The sequence below is a fragment of the Halorubrum sp. GN12_10-3_MGM genome, assembly GCF_005435235.1.
GTDB classification, from domain to species: domain Archaea; phylum Halobacteriota; class Halobacteria; order Halobacteriales; family Haloferacaceae; genus Halorubrum; species Halorubrum ezzemoulense.
This window is the reverse complement of sequence record NZ_SGUB01000004.1, coordinates 99182-116610: the sequence shown is the minus strand read 5'-3', so window position 1 is coordinate 116610 and position 17429 is coordinate 99182. Positions and strand designations below refer to the sequence as shown.

The window sequence follows — 17429 nt, the reverse complement described above, 5'->3', positions numbered from 1 at the left end:
CGCCTGCGGCGGCCGTGAGGAGCGCGTGCGAGGGAGTCGGCCGACCGCAGGGAGGCCGACGAGGCTGGGGAGGCGTGAGGTGCGGTTGCGGTGTGGGGCGGGACTCAAAGGGGCAGTCGCGAGGCCGCCGTAGGCGACGCAAGCACCGGAACGAGGGAGCGGAGCGACCGAGTGAGGAGCACAGCGAGCGTACTTCGGCCTCGCGACTGGGGCTTTGGAGGTGTTCACCGCCAAGTCACCGAAGGCGTCCACGATCGACCCGCCGACCGCGTCGGGCGGGTGGTCGTCGTCTCGCGCGATCCGACGATTTGAAACGCTCACCTCGGCAACCGTCTCGTAATGAGTCTCGTCGTTACCGACACCCTGGAAGACGAGCGCGTCGAGTTCACGGCCGACGGCGACGTCACGCTGTACGTCTGCGGCCTGACGGTGTCGGACGACCCGCACCTCGGGCACGCCCGCCTGTGGTTCCACGCGGACGTGCTCCACCGGTGGCTCGAACACCTCGGCTACGACGTACGCCACGTCGAGAACGTCACCGACGTCAACGAGAAGATCACGGCCCGCGTCGGCGAGCGCGACGACTGGACCGAGGAACGCGACGTGGCCGAGGCGTTCACCGCCACGACGTTCGACGCGATGCGCGGACTCAACCTCAGGCGGGCGGAGGTGTACCCCCGCGTCACCGAGCACGTGCCGGAGATCGTCGACCTCGTCGAGACCCTGATCGAGGAGGGGTACGCCTACGAGTCGAACGGCTCCGTCTACTTCGACGTGACCCGCTTCGACGAGTACGGGAAGCTCTCGAACCAGGAGTTGGACGCGCTCGAAGCGCAGGGCGAGCCGGACGAGCGCTCGGAGAAGCGGAATCCGGCCGACTTCGCGCTGTGGAAGGCCGACGGCGTGAGCGAGACCGCGGCGCGCGAACACGCGAAACACGACCACGGCGCGGAGACGCCCGAGGGCGAGACGTGGGCGTCGCCGTGGAGCGAGGGGCGGCCCGGGTGGCACGTGGAGTGCTCGGCGATGTCGACGACGCACCTCGGGGACACCCTCGACATCCACATGGGCGGGCGCGACCTCGTCTTCCCGCACCACGAGAACGAGATCGCGCAGTCCGAGGCGGCGACCGGCGAGGCGTTCGCGCGCCACTGGCTCCACGTCGGCCTGCTGGAGATGGACGGCGAGAAGATGTCCTCGTCGATCGGCAACTTCTGGACCGTTCCGGACGCCCTCGACGAACTCGGCGTCAACGTCGTCCGCACGTTCTACGCCGGCGCCGCCTACCGCTCCGAGCAGGCGCTCACCGAGGAGACGATCGGGGAGGCCGAGGAGCGCTGGGAGCGGCTCTCCCGCACGTACGACCGCGCCGTCGAGGCGCTCGACTCGACCGAGGCCCGAGCGAAAGCCGAAGACGACGACCTCCGCGAGGCGGTTGCGACCGCGCGCGACGACTTCGCGGCCGCGATGAACGACGACCTCAATCTCCGGGAGGCGACCGCGGCGCTCCTCGATCTCACCGACGCGGTGAACCGGCACGTGGACGCGGTCGACGAGGGGGACGATGACGGGAACGAGACCCGTGACGTAGACGCCGCCTACGACTACCGGGGCCTCCGCGAGGCGGTCGAAGCGTTCGAAGAGCTCGGCGGCGACGTGTTGGGCCTCCAGTTCGAGTCGCCGAGCGACGGCGACGTCGACCTCGCCGGCGAGCTGGTCGAACTCGTGTTGAACGTCCGTGAGGCCGAGCGCGAGGCGGGCAACTACGAGCGCGCGGACGAGCTCCGCGACGCGCTCGGCGAGGTCGGCGTCGAGATCGAGGACGGCCCGGACGGCGCGACGTACCGGTTCGAGTAATACGGAACCGCGCGTTTCACCGGAGGGATCGTCAGTGTGGCGATAGCGGTGGGTGGCTCGGTCGCTCGTTTATAAACAGCTGCCGACGGAACCGCGGATAACATCTCCAAAGCCCCAGTCGTGAGGGCTCGCGCGGCTCGCTGTGTTCCTCGGTCGGTCGCTACCGCCCCTTCGCTGCGGTGTCGCCGGTGGCTTCGCCGCCGGCTTCCCGCGGCGCGTAGCGCCCCGCTACTTGCGTCTCCGTGCTTCGCACTCAGGGCTGCCCCTTTGAGTCCCGCACCGCACAGCACCGCACCTCGCGCCTCCCCAGCCTCGTCGCTGGCGCCCTCCGCTTCGCTCCGGGAGCCAGCGACTCCAACGAGGGACCGAAGGTCCCTCTGGCAGCCGGCGCGTGGCGCCGGCGACCTCGCACGCGCTCCTCACGGCCGCCGCAGGCGGCCGCTCGGAGGCGCGCGCCACCGCACCGCCGCGTTCATCGGTAAATAGTCGTCACCGTTAGGTCTGGTCGTTTAAATAACGGAGTAGCGGGCCGCAGTCTTCCGAAGTTCAGGTCTCAGTCGAGCACGTGCTCGGTGTCGTACGATCCGAGCACCTTCACCCACCCCTTGTCCGCGATGCCCTCGACGTCGTCGACCGCCTTCGCCATGTGGTCCTCGTAGAGCCCGGCGTCCACGTCGAAGTGGAACAGGTAGTCGCCGAGGCGCTCGCCGCTCGGGCGCGACTCGATCCGCGAGAGGTTGAGGTTGCGGTCGGCGAACGCCTCCAGCAGCTCCAGCAGGAGGCCGGGGTAGTTCGCGTTCGGGTAGACGATCAGCGTGGTCTTCCCGCCGGCGTCGGCCCTCGCGGACTCGGGCGCGACGACGAGGAACCGCGTCGCGTTCGACGTCCGGTCCTGGATGTCTTCCGCGAGGATAGAGAGGTCGGCGCCGGCGTTGTCCGGGTGCCCGATCCCGGCGACGCGGGCGTCCTCGCGGGCGCGCTCGACGCCGCGGGCCGTGGAAGCGACCGCTTCGAGGCCGGCGTCCGGGTAGTTCGACTCCAGCCAGTTACGACACTGCGCGAGCGCCTGCGAGTGGCTCGCGACGACCTCGAACGAGTCGTCCTGCGAGAGGAGGGCGTGGCGGATCGGCGTGACGACCTCGCGGGTGACGGACACGTCGTAGTCGGCGAGCGCGTCGAGGCTCTCCGTGACCGACCCCTCGATGCTGTTCTCGATGGGGACGACGCCGCGCTCGAACTCGCCGTCCGCGACGGCGTCGACGATTGCGGTGACCGATTCGCGGAACGACACCTCGGCGGCGACGGCGCGCGCGGCGCGGTGCGAGTACGTGCCGGCGGGACCCAACGTGACGGCGTTCATTGCCCCACCGTTTCAGGGGAGCCGAGAAAAGCCTGCGGGGCGCGGCGATGTTTCCGGTGCGTCCGATCGGGGTCGGGCTACGGAGCCGGTCACTCCTCGGCCGATTCGGTCGGCACGCCGCCGAGGTTCCCCTCGTCGTCGAACAGCTTGGCGCGGAGGAAGCGCGCCCGGTACCGGTTCGCCCCCTCCTTCGTGTCCGCCTCGCGGATCTCGTCGGTCCGGCCGTCCGCGACCGCGTCGATGATGTCCTCGACCTGCTCCTTCTCGCTCGGGGTCAGGTCGAACTCGTACGTCCGCGGCTGCTCGCTCTCCAGTCGCGTCCACTTCCGCGCGGCCGACACCACGACTGAACACGGCTCGCGGCAGGGGAACGCGCCGTCGCCGCCGTCGACGTCGAGGTCCGTCTCGTCGTCGTACTGCCACTCGCGGCGCTTGAGACACTGCGAGTCGTCGCAACAGGCCTCCGCCACCCAGTTGACGTGCTCGTACCCCTCGCCGCGGTCCCACGTCTTCACGACGCCGTAGATGCCCGACTGGCGCTCCATCGTCTCGCGCCAGTGAGTCACGTCGAGCTCCCCCTCGCGCTCGCGGTGCCAGTTGGCGACGGTCGCGGGGTAGATCGTCTCGACCGCCTCGTAGAGGTCGCGCGGGCCGAGGTCGGGGAACACCCAGCCGCCAGCGAGCGACGGGGCCGTCTTGAGCGGGCGGTACCGCCCCTGTTCGTCGAACGTCACCAGATCGCGGGCGTTGAGCGGGTCGTCGTACGCGTCCAGATCGTCGACCGGGACGCCGGCGTCGTCGGCGTGGCGCACGTCGTAGCGGCGCTCCCCGCGGTCGGTGACCGTCGCCGTGATCTTCAGTTCGCCCCACGCGCGTTCGATGCCCTCGGCGAGCGCGGCGTACCGGGTCGCGACGGTATCGCCGTCCGCGTCCTCGATCCAGCGGAGGAACGCGCGACGCGGCCCGAACTCGCCGACGACGCGCTCGAAGGTGTACCAGTCGGTGACGGCCGCGGCGCGCTCGGAGAGCGCCTCGTGGAGCTCGCGCTCGCTCAGCCCGACCGGGCGGTCGCCGTCGGCGAGGACGTACTCGCCGGGGGCGTCCTCGACGGGAGCGTCCTCGTCGTCTTCGTCGGCGCCGCGCGCCACGCTGAACCCCTCGAACCGGACGGGCTCCCCCGGCTCGCGGTCGGCGAGCGCGTCGAGGACCGCGTCGAACGCCTCGCTCGGGAGGTCGATCTCTGGCGCGTCGGGCTCGCCACCGGCGTCTTCGGATCCGTCGTCGGCCGCGTCAGCCTCCGCGGAGGTCGGGTCGCTCACGCTCAGTCCCCCGTGGCGACGCGGGTAGTCTCTCGCACGTCGTCGAGCGCCGTCCCAAGGTCGGCGCCGGCGTCGTCGGCGCGCTCTAAGACCACGTCGGCCATGAGTGGCTCCGTTCCCACCGCGCCCGCGTACCAGATCCGCGTGCCGTCGACCGTCTCGGGCACGTCGTATCCCTCGGTGTGGTCCTCACAGAGGCCCACGTCCTCCGGGATGTCCTCCTGCGTGTGGTAGCCGTCGGCGATGAAGAGGGGAACTAAGACGACGTCGTCGCTCTCGAAGTGCTCGGGGAGGTCGTCGACCTCCGGGTCCTCGTCCATGTACAGCGGCTTCACCTCGTCGAATCGGTCGCGCTCGGCGATCCGGTCGGCGTGGTACTCGATCGCCTTCGCCGAGTTCTCGTTGCGCTCGGTGCCGTGGCCGACGACCGCGAGGCCGAACCCGTCGCCCACGTCGGCGTCGTTCGTCACGGACTCCGCGCGGCGGACGATCACGTCGGTCATCGCGCGGTGGGTCCCCACCGGCCCGCAGTAGTGGACCTCCTTGTCGATGTCCTCGGCGACGAGCGTCGCCTGGTCCGCCGAGAGGCCGTCGGAGTCCCACTCCGAGACGTCCCAGCCGGCGAGGCGGAGCTCGCGGGGGATCACCTGCTCGGTGAAGTAGCCCTCCGAAATGAACAGCGGGACGACGTACACCTCGTCGCCCTCGACGGTGCGGAGCACCTCTCGGAAGTGCGGCTCCTCCTTCCAGAAGCCGGTGCGGACCTCGTCGAAGGCACCGGTGGCGCGGATCGTGTCGGCGTGGTCGTACGTCGGCGCGCTCGACTCGGGGTTGAGGTGCGAGCCGTGCGCGACGATGACGAGCGACTGCATACCCGTACTGGGGCCGCGCCGCTCTTAGGGACTTCGGAGGCTGCGGGAGTGCGAAAACGGTGCGACGCCGGGGTTCGGGGTCGACCCGCAAAGCGGCGTTGACCGCGCGACAGGCCGGAGCTGTCGTTGAACGCGCGTCAAGGCGGAGCCGGCCATCGACCGCGCGTCAAGGCGGAGCCGGCCATCGACCGCGCGTCAAGGCGGAGCCGGCCATCGACCGCGCGTCAAGGCGGAGCCGGCCATCGACCGCGCGTCAGGTCGAGTCGGTCGTCGGCACCGCATCGAGCGCGGCCTCGACGATCCGGACCGCGTCCGGACCGTCGCGCCGCCCGACGACGCAGACGAGCGTATTCTCCGCGACGCCGGCAGCCGGGACCTCGATGTCCCGAACGGCCAACCGGCGGAGCGACGCCCCGAGCGCCGCGGCGTCGACATCGCCGGTCGCGACGATCGCCGTGCGGTCGCCCTCCGGAGCGACGGCCGCGTCGCCGACGCGGAGGAGCGGCTCGCCGGCGTCGCCCTCGGCCGCGCCGTCGGCCGCCGAGAGCCCGACGCCGCTGCGCATCGAGACGGTCGTCCCTCGCGATTCCGTCGCGTACGCGGGCAGGTCCTCGCGGAAGCGCCGGAGAGCGGCCGCGACCGCGTCCGGCTCGCCGTCGAGGGCGGCGGCCTCGGCGAGCCACGCGGCCGCGGCGCTGTGGTTCAGGAGGCCGGCGCGGAGCGCGTCGAAGACGAACGGCCGCGAGCGGACGGCCTCGCGGGTGTCGGCTGCCAGCGACATGGACCGACTTGCGCGCGCGTCGATCAAGCCGGTTTCGATCGCCGCGTCGTCAGGGTCGGTCCGGCGTCGTCCGCGGGGGCCGGCGGTCCCGCGCGGTCAGTCGTCGTCCTCGGCGAGGCTCGCCGACGCGGGCGGCACCGGGTCGGACTCCGGCCGGGGATCGTCCGCGGCGACCGGCTCGTCGGACCGCGACAGCCAGCGCAGGAACCCGCCCATGGCGACGAGACAGACGAGCGCGAACGGGGCGCCCGTGACGATCACCGACGACCGGAGCGCGGTCGCGCCGCCGACGACCACGAGCACGGAGGCGATCGCACCCTGGAGGATCCCCCAGAAGACCCGGTTCGCGCCCGACGGCTTCCGGCTGCCGCCGGTCGTGAGCATGCCGACCGCGAGCGTCGAGGAGTCGGCGGAGGTGAGGAAGAACGTCGTCACCAGCACTAAGAACAGCAGCTGCCACAGCTCGCCGCCGGGGAACGCCCCGAAGATGACGTAGCCGGAGACGCCGTCGCCGAACTCGCCGACCGCGCCGAGCACGTCGGCCGCGCCGGACTGCTGGATCCGGATCGACGTCCCCCCGACGACGGTGAACCACAGCGCCGAGACCGCGGTCATCGTCCCGAAGGCGGTGCCGACCACCGACCGGATCGTCCGGCCGCGGGAGATCCGCGCGAGGAACAGCCCGACGAACGGCGCCCACGCGATCCACCACGACCAGTAGAAGACGGTCCACGCCGCCGTCCAGCTCGCGCCGCCCTCCACGCCGCTCCCCGTGAACAGGCTCATCTCGAAGAAGGAGGTCGCGTACGTACCGAGCGCCGCCACGCCGATGTTCAACACGTCGACCGTCGGCCCGGCGAGGAGCGCCACGCCGAGGAGCAGGGCCATGACCGCGATGTTGAACACGGACAGCCGGCGGATCCCGCGGCTCACGCCCGCGACGAGCGAGAGCGTGAAGAGGACGGTGATGCCGACGATGACGGCGACCGTCTCGGCGTCGCCGAACGCGACTCCGGTCCGGAACGTGACGCCGGTGAGCAGCTGGGTGGCGATGAAGCCGAGCCCGGTCGCGATCCCACCGATGGTGGCGACGACAGCGAGGGTGTCGACCGTCCGGGCGACGAGGCCGTCGAGCCGGTCGGGGCCGAGGACGGGATACAGCGCGGTGGAGACGCGGAACGGAGCGTCGTGCCGGTAGGCGAAGTACGCGACCGGAATGCCGATCGCGAGGTACCCGCCCCAGGCGCTGACGCCGTAGTGGAAGACCGTGTACGCGACCGCGGGCACCGCCGCCGCGCTCGACTCCGCGGCCACCTCGCCCGCGAACAGCGGCGGGACGGTCTGGTAGTGTAACAGCGCCTCCACGGGACCGAAGAAGACGATGCCGGCCGACAGCCCGGCCGAGAAGAACATCGCCACGTACGACGCCGTCCCGTACTCGGGGTCGCCCTCGCCGAGGCGGACGCGTCCGTAGCGACTGACGAGGAGGTAGCCGGCGGCCCCGACCAGCGCGAGCACCGTGCCGAGGTAGAGCCACGCGAGCCCCTGGCCGAACGTGACGAACGCCGCGTCGATCGCGGCGGCGGCGCCTTCCGTGTCGGCCGCCGTGTACGCGAGGAACGCGAACGTTGCCAGCGCGCCGGCGGCGAAGGGCACGGGATCGACCTCGGATCTGAACGAGCGTATCGACTCGACGACGGAGCGTCCATTCATAAACGAGTGGGTATCGATCAGCAGGGCCTCAACCGGATTAAACCTGTTTCCGAGTGCGTGTACGTCCGTTTTCGTCCGCGCACCGTGGTCGGAAATCGACGGCGGACCGTCACCGTCGTCGGCCGCGCCGATCCGGCGGCGCGCGGGCGGCAGAGATTCGTGTTGCCAGCCCGTATCCGCGGCCGTGAACCACGTCCCGAACGAGGCGCTGGCCGCGATCGACGCGTTCGGCGAGGGGCACCTTCGCGGCGACCCGCCGCCGGTCCGCGAGCGGCTGCGCTCGGACCTCCGGGTCCGGATCGAGGTCAACGACGACGGGCGAACGGCGCGGTGTCGGTTCGAGACGGAGTACACCCGGACGCCGCCGACGCTCCGCGACCGGGATTCGTTCCTCGTCACGTATGTGGACGGCGTCGACGAGCGCCTCCGCGAGTGGGGGATCGAGCCCCCGCCCGCGTACGAGTACCGCGAGACTGTCGACGGCACGCACCGGTACGAGGGGACGCTGACGCTGCCGTGACGCGGAGCTCTCGGAACGCGACGGCGCGGCCTGATTATGCCGTCGTTAGCCGGACGGAACGGTGTGCTGCTCACGACCGCCTTCGTCTTCCACGTGGTCTCCGGCGCGCTGTGGACCGGCGCGACGCTGTACGTCGTCTACGCGACCCTGCCGCGGGCGACCGACGGGACGCTCGGCCGCGAGGCGTTCGTCGACGCCGCGTTGCTCGCCGGCGGGGTTCCGGGGTGACGCGGCGGCGAGAGCGAGATATATAAACGGCGTCGGATAGCCGAATTCGTCCCACCAGAGATCAATGCTAACTCTCCGCACGATCCGGGAAGAAACGGTCCGGTGTCGTGCGGTTTTCGACGGCGGCTCCCGACGGCGTCCGTCCGTGTCCGTCCGGCCGTCAACGAGACATTTATATAGAATCACAATCAATCAAACGCTGTATGAGTCAGCGAATGCAGCAGGGTCAGCCGATGATCATCATGGGCGATGACGCCCAGCGCGTCCAGGACAAGGACGCACAGGAGTACAACATCTCCGCGGCGCGCGGCGTCGCCGAGTCCGTCCGGTCGACGCTCGGACCGAAGGGGATGGACAAGATGCTCGTCAACTCGATGGGCGACGTCACCATCACCAACGACGGCGTCACCATCCTCCAGGAGATGGACATCGACAACCCGACCGCCGAGATGGTCGTCGAGGTCGCCGAGACCCAGGAGGACGAGGCCGGCGACGGGACGACCAGCGCGGTCGCCATCGCGGGCGAGCTGCTGAAGAACGCCGAGGACCTGCTTGAACAGGACATCCACCCGACAGCGGTGATCAAGGGGTTCAACCTCGCGAGCGAGTACGCCCGCGAGCAGGTCGACGAGGTCGCGACCGCGGTCGACCCCGACGACACTGAGACGCTCCAGAACGTCGCCGAGACGTCCATGACCGGCAAGGGCGCCGAGCTCGACAAGGACGTGCTCGCCGACCTCGTCGTCCGCGCCGTACAGGGCGTCACGGTCGAGGCCGACGACGGCTCCCACGTGGTCGACCTGGCGAACCTGAACATCGAGACGCGCACCGGTCGCGCGGCGGGCGAGTCCCGCCTGCTCACCGGTGCGGCGATCGACAAGGACCCGGTCCACGACGACATGCCGACCGACTTCGAGTCGGCGAACGTCCTGCTCCTCAACGACCCGATCGAGGTCGAGGAGGCCGACGTGGACACCTCCGTCAACGTCGACTCGCCGGACCAGCTCCAGAAGTTCCTCGATCAGGAGGAGGAGCAGCTCCGCGAGAAGGTTGACCAGATCGTCGACTCCGGCGCCGACGTCGTCTTCTGTCAGAAGGGCATCGACGACCTCGCGCAGCACTACCTCGCCAAGGAGGGCGTGCTGGCGGTCCGCCGCACGAAGAAGTCCGACCTGACGTTCCTGAAGAACGTCCTCGGCGCGCCGATCGTCACCGACCTCGACTCCCTCACCGCGGACGACCTCGCGGTCGGCTCGGTCGAGCGCGACGGCGACGAGGAGCTGTTCTACGTTGAGGGCGAGGACGCCCACGGCGTCACGCTCCTCCTGTACGGCACGACCGACCACGTTGTCGACGAGCTCGAACGCGGCATCCAGGACGCGCTCGACGTGGTCTCGACGACCGTCTCCGACGGGCGCACGCTGCCCGGCGGCGGCGCGGTCGAGGTCGAGATCGCGCGCCGCCTGCGCGACTACGCCGATTCCGTCGAGGGGCGCGAGCAGCTCGCGGTCGAGGCGTTCGCCGACTCCCTCGAACTGATCCCGCGCGTGCTCGCCGAGAACGCGGGCCTCGACGCGATCGACCTGCTGGTCGACCTCCGCGCGGCCCACGAGGCGGGCGACCAGCACGCCGGGCTCGACGTGTTCGCCGGCGAGGTCGTCGACACGGCCGAGGCGGGCGTCGTCGAGACGGCCCACGCGAAGGAGCAGGCGATCGCCTCCGCGGCCGAGGCGGCGAACCTGGTCCTGAAAATCGACGACATCATTTCGGCGGGCGACCTCTCGACGGCGGGCGGCGACGACGAGGGCGGCGCCCCCGGCGGCGGCATGGGCGGCATGGGCGGCATGGGCGGCGCGATGTGAAGTCGGCCGAGAACTGACTTCCACCGTTCCCACCGTTTCGTCCGACGAACGCTCCGTTTTCCCCCGTTTCAACCGAGACCAGCCGAACGGCCGCCGAAGTCGGCTGGCGAGGGGCCGATCCCCGCCCGCTCGCCTTTTGCCCGCCCGTGCGCGCCGCGCACATCGGCGGCCGCACCTCTTTACGGATCCGCACCTTACGCGGGGGCGATGGCAGATCTCACGCTCTACGAGCTCGAAGGCTGTCCGTACTGCGCGAAGGTGAAGACGAAGCTGTCCGACCTCGGCTTGGAGTACGACTCGATCATGGTCCCGCGCTCGCACAGCGACCGCACCGAGGTCGAGGAGGTCTCCGGACAGACCGGCGTGCCCGTCCTCGTCGACGAGGAGCACGGGATCGAGGGGATGCCCGAGAGCGACGACATCGTCGAGTACCTCGAAGAGACGTACGGCGGCGCGAGCTAACGCTCGGACGCGGGGACGCGAGCCACCGTCGAACGAGAGCCTATTTATTCGCCCGCGGCGAGGTGACCCGCGTGCGACTCGTACACCGTCCCGACGCGTCGGGCGACCGGACCGAGACCGTCCTCGCGAGCGACGTCGACGTCGCCCGCTCGACGCTCGAACAGGCCCGCGGGCTGATGTTCCGGCGGTCGGTCCCCGACGACTACGCCCTCGTCTTCCCCTTCGACGAGCCCGAGACGCAGTGGCTCCACATGCTGTTCGTGCCATTCGCGATCGACGCGGTGTGGCTCGTCGACGGCGAGGTGACGGCGAAGAAGCGGCTCGCGCCGTTCGTGGGACTGGGCCGCGGCCGCGCCGACACCGTCGTCGAGCTGCCGGCCGGCGCGGCGGAGTCGGTGACGGTGGGCGACGAGCTCCGGCTCGCGGAGTGAGGCGCGCGCCGTCTCGCGGAGTCGTGAGCGCCGGAGCGACCTCGGCGTCGACGGGGCGACCGCGTCACCCCCGTCCGGCTCAGTCGTCCGGGCTGAACAGTTCGGTGTCGTCGATCGGCGGCGCATCGGCGACGCGCAGGGACAGCTCGATCCGGCTTCCGCCGGCCTTGCTCTCGGCGATGTCGAGGCTCCCGCCGCCGGCGGTGGCGATCCAGTTCACGTACCAGAGCCCGAGCCCGCTCGCGTGTTCGAGCGGCGTCTCTTCGCCGGTGAGGACGGCGCGCTCGGCCGGGGGGATCCCCGGCCCGTCGTCCGCGACGACGAGGGAGGCCCACGACTCGCTCGGGAGCTCCGCGGCCGAGACCCGAACCCGCGGCTCGTCGGCGTCGTTGTGGCGGATCGCGTTGTCGACGAGCTCGGTGATCGCCTCCGGGAGGAACGCGACCGCCGAGACGACGATGTCGTCCGGGATGTCGACATCGACGGTGGCCCCGTCGAGGACCGCCGGGTCGACCGATTCGAGGGCGGCGTCGACCGCGGGCGCGAGCGCGATCGGTCGCGCCGACGGGCGCTGGGAGAGCAGCCGCTCGACCTTGCGAGAGGTCTCGCCGAGGCGCAACAGCCGCTCGGCGGTGGCGACGACCCGTTCGAGCTGCTCGGTGAGCTCGGGGTCGTCGACGGCCTCGATGGCCTGTCCGGTGAACCCCGTGACCACGTTGAGATCGTTCCGGAAGTTGTGCCGCAGCACGCGCGTCAACACGGCGAGCCGCTCCTCCCTGAGGGACGCCTCGGTGACGTCCTCGCCGACGCCGACGGCCCCCACGACGCGGTCGCCGTCGGTCACCGGACCGACGGAGAGCCGATAGGGGACGCGTTCGCCGGAGCGGGTGAGGAGGCGCGCCTCGCGGGAGACCGCCTCGCCGTCGCGATACACCCGAGTGAGGGCCTCGCTGATCGCGTCGCGCGTCGCCTCGTCGAACAGCGACGTGAGCGCCCGTCCGGAGAGCGCGTCGGGTGCGTACCCCGTGTCGGCCGCGAGCTCGTCGTTCCACCGCGAGAGCGTTCCCTCCTCGGTACAGCGGAACAGCGCGAGCGGGACGGTGTCGGCGAGCGCGTCGACCAGTCGGCGCTCGGTGTCCCGCTCGGACTCGGCGGCGACGCGGGCGGTGGCGTCGGAGAGTCCGACGACCAGCCACTCGGACCCGGCGATCGTCGCCGTGTGGAGCGCCGCGTCGACCCGGAGCCTCGGATCGCCGAGACGGAGGTCCCACTCGAACCGCTTGGCCGCGTCGGTCGCGCCGTCGGAGCCGGCCGTCTGGGAGGCCGCCGCGGCGGCGACGTCAGCGATCGGCTCGCCGGAGACGGTGACGTCGGTCTCGCCGAGGTCCGGGAGGCCCATCAGCGTCAGCGTGCCGCGGTCGTGGCCGACGAGGTCGGCCGCCGGCGCGTTCGCGGCGCGGACGGCCAGCGTGTCCGGATCGCAGGCGAGCGTCGGGGTCGGAACCGCCTCGACGAAGGCTCGGAGGATCCCCGACGGAGCGGCGTCGCCGCTCGACGGCGATCGGTCCTCGGCCGACGAGTCCGGGTCGCGGTCACCCATCTGTCGGTAATCGAGACACTCCGCGCATATGTGTTTGTGGATTTATGAATTGCGGCGGAATCGAACCGGGCGCGGCGCGCCGGCGGTCAGTCCGCTCTGGCCTGCCAGTCGCGAACGGTGTCGGGCCCAACGCCGTCGACGTCGGCCGCCAGACTGTCGGGATCGGCGGACTTGAGCTCGTCGACGCCGTCGACGCCGGCGTCTTTCAGCTTCGCGGCGGTCTTCTCGCTGATCCCCTCGACGGCTTGGAGCTCCGACCCCTCCTGCCGGGCCGTGAACTCGCGGTAGTTACAGATCGGACAGCCCAACTCCCACGGCTCGTCGCCGGAGTGGACGCGGAGGTGCGGGAGGTCGTGTTCCTCGCAGGTCTCGTCGGTGACCTCGATCTCGCCGCGCCGGGGGAGCGGCAGCGAGTAGTCGCAGTCGGGGTAGCGCGTACAGCCCACGAGCCGCGAGCCGGAGCGGAGCCGCTTGACCGCGAGCTCGCCCCCGTGTTCCGCCCCGCAGTCGGGACACGTCCCGATCACCTCGTCCTCCTGCTCGTCGGCCTCGTCCGCCTTACACTGCGGGCAGCCGTGGACGAACGTCTTCCGGCCGGCGAGCATCTTCACGTGACGGAGGTCGTGTTCGTCGCAGGTCTCGTCCAAGAGGAGCGGCTTTCCGGTCGACGGGAGCGGGAGGGTGTACTCGCAGTCGGGATAGCCGTCGCAGCCGACGAAGTACGACCCCTGCCGCGACTTGCGGACGAGGAGATCGGACCCGCACTCCGGACACGGGCCGAGAGTCTTGTCCGCCTTCAGCGAGGTCTGGAGGTGGTCGCCGACCGCCTCGCGGGAGTCGGTGAGGTCGTCGAACACGCGCGAGAGCAGCTCGCGGGACTCCGCGGTCACCTCGTCGTACTCCTTCTCGCCGGCCGCGATGGCCGCCATGTCCTGTTCGAGCTGGGCGGTCATCTCCTCGCTCACGATCCGGTCGGCGAACTCCTCCGCGGCCTCGACGACCGCCTCGGCGAGCCGCGTCGGGCGGGGCGGGTCGCTCTCGACGTAGTTGCGGTCGTACAGCTTCTCGATCGTGCGGTGCCGGGTCGCCTTCGTGCCGAGCTGCCGCTTCTCCATCTCCTCGATGAGCCGGGACTGCCCGTAGCGGCGCGGGGGTTGGGTCTCCTTCCCCTCGGTGGAACGGTCCGACAGCGACAGCGTCTCGCCGACCTCGACGTCCGGGACGATCCGCTCGTCGCTGGAGCGGTACGGATACACCTCGTGGTAGCCCGCCTCCAGCAGCCGCTTCCCGTTGGCCTTCAGCCGCAGCCCGCCGTCGGCGGCGAGGTCGGCCGGCTCCGCCGCGTCGTCGGTGTCGCGGAGCGCGGCGAGCCCGTCGGCGCCCGCGGCGATCGGCGTCGCCTCGCCGTTCGCGAGCGCGACCACGCGCAACCGCTCCCACGTCGCGGGGTCGGCGCAGGTCGCCAGGAACCGGCGGACGATCAGCTCGTACACCTCCCACTCGTCGTCCGAGAGGTCGGCGGCGGCGGGCAGCTCACCCGTGGGGTGGATCGGCGGGTGGTCCGTCGTCTCCTCGTCGCCCTCGGTCGGTTCGATCTCGCGGTCCTCGTCGAGCAGACTCGCGGCGTCCTCGCCGAATGTCGGCGAGTCGCCGAGGTCCGCGATCAGCTCCTCGGGCTCCAAGTCCTCCGGGTACACCGTGTTGTCGGTCCGCGGGTAGGTGACGTAGCCGGCCGTGTAGAGGTCCTCCGCGAGCGACATGGCGCGCTGCGCGGAGTAGCCGAGCGACCCCGCGGCGCGGATGAACGCGGTGGTGTTGAACGGCGTCGGCGGGTCGTCGGTCTGTGTCCGCCGGGTGACGTCGTCGACGGTCGCCCCGTCGGCCGCGTCGAGCGCCTCGGTGAGCGTCTCCGCGACCGCCTCGTCCCAGACGCGCTCGCGCTCGTTGCCCTCGTCGTTCAGGTAGAAGTAGCGCGCCTCGAACGGGTCGCCGCTCGACTTCGCCAGCTCGCCCGTCAGCTCCCAGTACGACTCGGGGTCGAACGCCTGGATCTCCCGCTCGCGGTCGACGATCAGCTTGAGGGTCGGCCCCTGGACCCGACCGACGGAGATGAAGTCGTCTCCAAGCTGGCGCGCGGACAGCGAGAGGAACCGGGTGAGCGCCGCGCCCCACGTGAGGTCGATTGTCTGTCGCGCCTCGCCCGCGGCCGCCAGCTCAAAGTCGAGGTCGTCGGGGTTCGCGAACGCCTCCTGCACCTCGTTCTCCGTGATCGAGGAGAAGCGGACGCGGTCGACGGGCACGTCCTCGTTCACCTCGCGGACGAGCTCGTACGCCTCCTTGCCGATCAGTTCGCCCTCGCGGTCGTAGTCGGTCGCGATGACGACCCGCGAGGCGTTGCGGGCGAGCCGGCGGAGCGCGGCGACGATCCCCTCCTGGGTCGGCGTCTTTGTGACGGGCGCGTCGATGAGTTCGACCGGCTCCACGTCGCGCCAGTCGTTGTACTCGGCGGGGAAGTCGACGCCGACGACGTGGCCGGAGAGCCCGATACACCGCTTGCCGCCCCACTCGTAGACGTTGACGTCGTTCATCCGCTCCGCGGTCGCGGACTCGCCGCTCAGGATGTCGGCGATACGCCGCGCCGCGTTGTCTTTCTCCGTGATGATTAGTTCGGGGCCGCGACTCATTGCGGCGAGATACGCCGCTCCCGGGTCTAAAGCTTTCGCGACGCGAAATCAGCGGCAGGCGAGGGGTCGAACGACCGGTGAGAAGGGATCGGGACGCGACCGGTCACCGGGCCGCGTCGTCGGACTCGGCGAGGAACTCCGCGTCTGTCGCCTCCCCGTACGGTTCCGGCGGTTCGTCGTCCGCGTCGAGTTCGCGCCGTGCGAGGTGGTTCTCGAGTTGGCGGCGCTTGTTCCTCCCTTTCCGCTCGCGACCCGATTTCGTGTCTGGCATCGTCACCCGTGTCAACAATACCCACACATATGAATCTTGTGTCGGTGTGCGGACGTGTCGAGGCAGGCCGAACCGGACGCTTTCGAAGCAGATTCGGCCGACAGCAGCGGTGTGATAATCAAACACCCACTATATCTGCCAGAGGCTCTCACGAGTTAGTTGCGGTGGCGCGTGCCGACGAGCGCCCGGAGGGTGCGATGTCGCACGCGCGAGGGACGCGGTGAGCGACGGGCGACCGAAGGGAGCCCGGAGTGAACCGCGAGGCTGGGGCGGTGTGAGGTGCGGTGCTGTGTGGTCGCGGCCGCCCCTGTGGAGGTAATTGTCGGCGAGCAATAGGTGTCTGCGTAGAGCCGAGCGGCTGGGGCTTTGGAGGTGATCGTCGCGGCCAGACCCGCCCGTCGCTGTCGCTCCTCGCTCGTTATTGCGACAGTGGAGCGCCAAGAGAGGGATTTGAACCTCAGTCGTTCCGCTCGCTGCGCTCGCTTCACTCCCTGGTTCAAATCCCTCCGTCAGGCTTTTCGACGAACAGGTCGCTTCGCTCGCCGTGTCGTTCGTCGAAAACGCCAGGAGAGGGATTTGAACCCCCGATCCCGGATGGGAACACGCTTTCCAGGCGTGCGCCTTACCACTCGGCCATCCTGGCTCACTCCGTGCTACTCCGGTGCGACTGTTAAGTCCTTCTTTTCGCTCGCAGTCGGGCCTCGGCGAGGTAGGAGAGACCGGCCGACGCGGCCGCGACCCCGAGCGCGACGAGCGCCAGTCCGCCGATCCCGACCGGCAGCGACCCGGGGCCGACGAGCCGGTACCCCTGCGCGAGCACGAGGAAGGCGAACCCGCCGACGGCGCCCCACAGCGCCGCGGACCGCAGGCGAGCGCGCGGCGTGGCCGGGGCGCCGGGCGCGCGGCCGCCGCCGCCGGAACCGGAGGGGTCGTCCCGGTCCGTCTCGGCCCCGCGCCCGCCCTCGCCGTCGGACATCTACTCAACGACGGCGACGGCCTCGATCTCGACGCCGGCCCCCTTGGGGAGCGCGCCCGCTTGGACCGCCGAGCGGGCGGGAGGCGCCTCGTCAAAGTAGTCGGCGTACGTCTCGTTCATCTCGTCGAAGTCGTCGATGTCGGCGAGGAACACCGTCGTCTTGAGCACGTCCTCGGGCCCGGCCCCCGCCTCGTCGAGCACCGCGAGGAGGTTGTCCAGCGCCTGCTCCGTCTGGTCCGCGATCGACGCGTCGGCGAGGAGTTCGCCGTCGGGCGTCAGGGGGATCTGCCCGGCCGTGAACACGAGGTCGCCGTCAGTCGTCGCCTGGCTGTACGCGCCCACCGCCGCCGGGGCGTCGTCCGTGTGGATCGTCTCCTTCATGCGGGTGCGCCTTCGACCGGCGGCCTCAAGAGTACTCTGGAGCGGCCCGCCGACGGGCCCGTCGGAGCGCGGCCGGTGGACCCACCGTCAGACACAAGACTCCGGGATGGTA

General features: G+C 70.6%; 15 protein-coding genes, 1 tRNA gene and 1 pseudogene. 6 read left to right on the top strand and 11 right to left on the bottom strand.

The window, feature by feature from the left end; genetic code table 11:
* Window positions 1-339: 339 nt before the first annotated feature.
* Window positions 340-1857, top strand: a complete 1518-nt coding sequence (gene cysS, locus EXE47_RS04955; RefSeq protein WP_089308030.1) for a cysteine--tRNA ligase — start codon at window positions 340-342, stop codon at window positions 1855-1857.
* Between the two features lie 553 nt (window positions 1858-2410).
* On the opposite strand, the gene pheA is transcribed toward cysS, so the two are convergent.
* From pheA to EXE47_RS04930, 5 genes are all read right to left on the bottom strand, one after another.
* Window positions 2411-3217: a prephenate dehydratase gene (pheA, locus tag EXE47_RS04950; RefSeq protein ID WP_089308031.1), complete on the bottom strand. Its 807-nt coding sequence runs from the start codon at window positions 3215-3217 to the stop codon at window positions 2411-2413.
* A gap of 89 nt (window positions 3218-3306) precedes the next feature.
* Window positions 3307-4536: a DR2241 family protein gene (locus EXE47_RS04945; RefSeq protein ID WP_089308032.1), complete on the bottom strand. Its 1230-nt coding sequence runs from the start codon at window positions 4534-4536 to the stop codon at window positions 3307-3309.
* Between the two features lie 2 nt (window positions 4537-4538).
* The gene (locus EXE47_RS04940; protein WP_049931428.1) at window positions 4539-5408 is read right to left on the bottom strand and encodes a CbiX/SirB N-terminal domain-containing protein; all 870 of its coding nucleotides are present in this window, start codon (window positions 5406-5408) and stop codon (window positions 4539-4541) included.
* Window positions 5409-5661: 253 nt separating this feature from the next.
* Window positions 5662-6189 carry a hypothetical protein gene (locus EXE47_RS04935; RefSeq protein WP_049931427.1) on the bottom strand — a complete coding sequence of 176 codons (528 nt, stop codon included), beginning with the start codon at window positions 6187-6189 and terminating at the stop codon, window positions 5662-5664.
* Window positions 6190-6285: 96 nt separating this feature from the next.
* Window positions 6286-7902, bottom strand: coding sequence for a BCCT family transporter (locus tag EXE47_RS04930; RefSeq protein WP_089308033.1), 1617 nt, complete (start codon window positions 7900-7902; stop codon window positions 6286-6288).
* A 184-nt stretch (window positions 7903-8086) separates the two neighbouring features.
* Here EXE47_RS04930 and EXE47_RS04925 point away from each other — a divergent pair, with 184 nt between their 5' ends.
* From EXE47_RS04925 to EXE47_RS04905, 5 genes and pseudogenes are all read left to right on the top strand, one after another.
* Window positions 8087-8422: a hypothetical protein gene (locus tag EXE47_RS04925; protein ID WP_049931425.1), complete on the top strand. Its 336-nt coding sequence runs from the start codon at window positions 8087-8089 to the stop codon at window positions 8420-8422.
* Between the two features lie 63 nt (window positions 8423-8485).
* Window positions 8486-8623 (top strand): annotated as a pseudogene (locus EXE47_RS04920) (copper resistance protein CopD); the annotation flags it as partial.
* A gap of 242 nt (window positions 8624-8865) precedes the next feature.
* Window positions 8866-10512, top strand: a complete 1647-nt coding sequence (gene thsB, locus EXE47_RS04915) for a thermosome subunit beta (protein ID WP_049931518.1) — start codon at window positions 8866-8868, stop codon at window positions 10510-10512.
* 207 nt (window positions 10513-10719) lie between these two features.
* Window positions 10720-10974, top strand: a complete 255-nt coding sequence (locus EXE47_RS04910) for a glutathione S-transferase N-terminal domain-containing protein (RefSeq protein WP_049931424.1) — start codon at window positions 10720-10722, stop codon at window positions 10972-10974.
* A 62-nt stretch (window positions 10975-11036) separates the two neighbouring features.
* Window positions 11037-11405, top strand: a complete 369-nt coding sequence (locus EXE47_RS04905; RefSeq protein WP_049931423.1) for a DUF192 domain-containing protein — start codon at window positions 11037-11039, stop codon at window positions 11403-11405.
* Window positions 11406-11484: 79 nt separating this feature from the next.
* Here the strand turns inward: EXE47_RS04905 and EXE47_RS04900 are convergent, their stop codons facing one another.
* The 6 genes from EXE47_RS04900 to EXE47_RS04880 form a co-directional block, all read right to left on the bottom strand.
* Window positions 11485-13005, bottom strand: coding sequence for a PAS domain S-box protein (locus EXE47_RS04900; protein WP_094494775.1), 1521 nt, complete (start codon window positions 13003-13005; stop codon window positions 11485-11487).
* 86 nt (window positions 13006-13091) lie between these two features.
* Window positions 13092-15689, bottom strand: a complete 2598-nt coding sequence (locus EXE47_RS04895; protein WP_137708072.1) for a DNA topoisomerase — start codon at window positions 15687-15689, stop codon at window positions 13092-13094.
* 103 nt (window positions 15690-15792) lie between these two features.
* Window positions 15793-15960 carry a hypothetical protein gene (locus EXE47_RS18665; protein WP_167373069.1) on the bottom strand — a complete coding sequence of 56 codons (168 nt, stop codon included), beginning with the start codon at window positions 15958-15960 and terminating at the stop codon, window positions 15793-15795.
* Window positions 15961-16521: 561 nt separating this feature from the next.
* A tRNA-Ser gene (locus EXE47_RS04890) sits at window positions 16522-16603 on the bottom strand.
* A gap of 27 nt (window positions 16604-16630) precedes the next feature.
* Window positions 16631-16936 (bottom strand): hypothetical protein, encoded by a 306-nt coding sequence (locus EXE47_RS04885; RefSeq protein WP_086216841.1) that lies wholly within the window; start codon window positions 16934-16936, stop codon window positions 16631-16633.
* Window positions 16937-17317 (bottom strand): Rid family detoxifying hydrolase, encoded by a 381-nt coding sequence (locus EXE47_RS04880; protein WP_086216840.1) that lies wholly within the window; start codon window positions 17315-17317, stop codon window positions 16937-16939. It lies immediately after the preceding gene.
* Window positions 17318-17429: the final 112 nt, after the last annotated feature.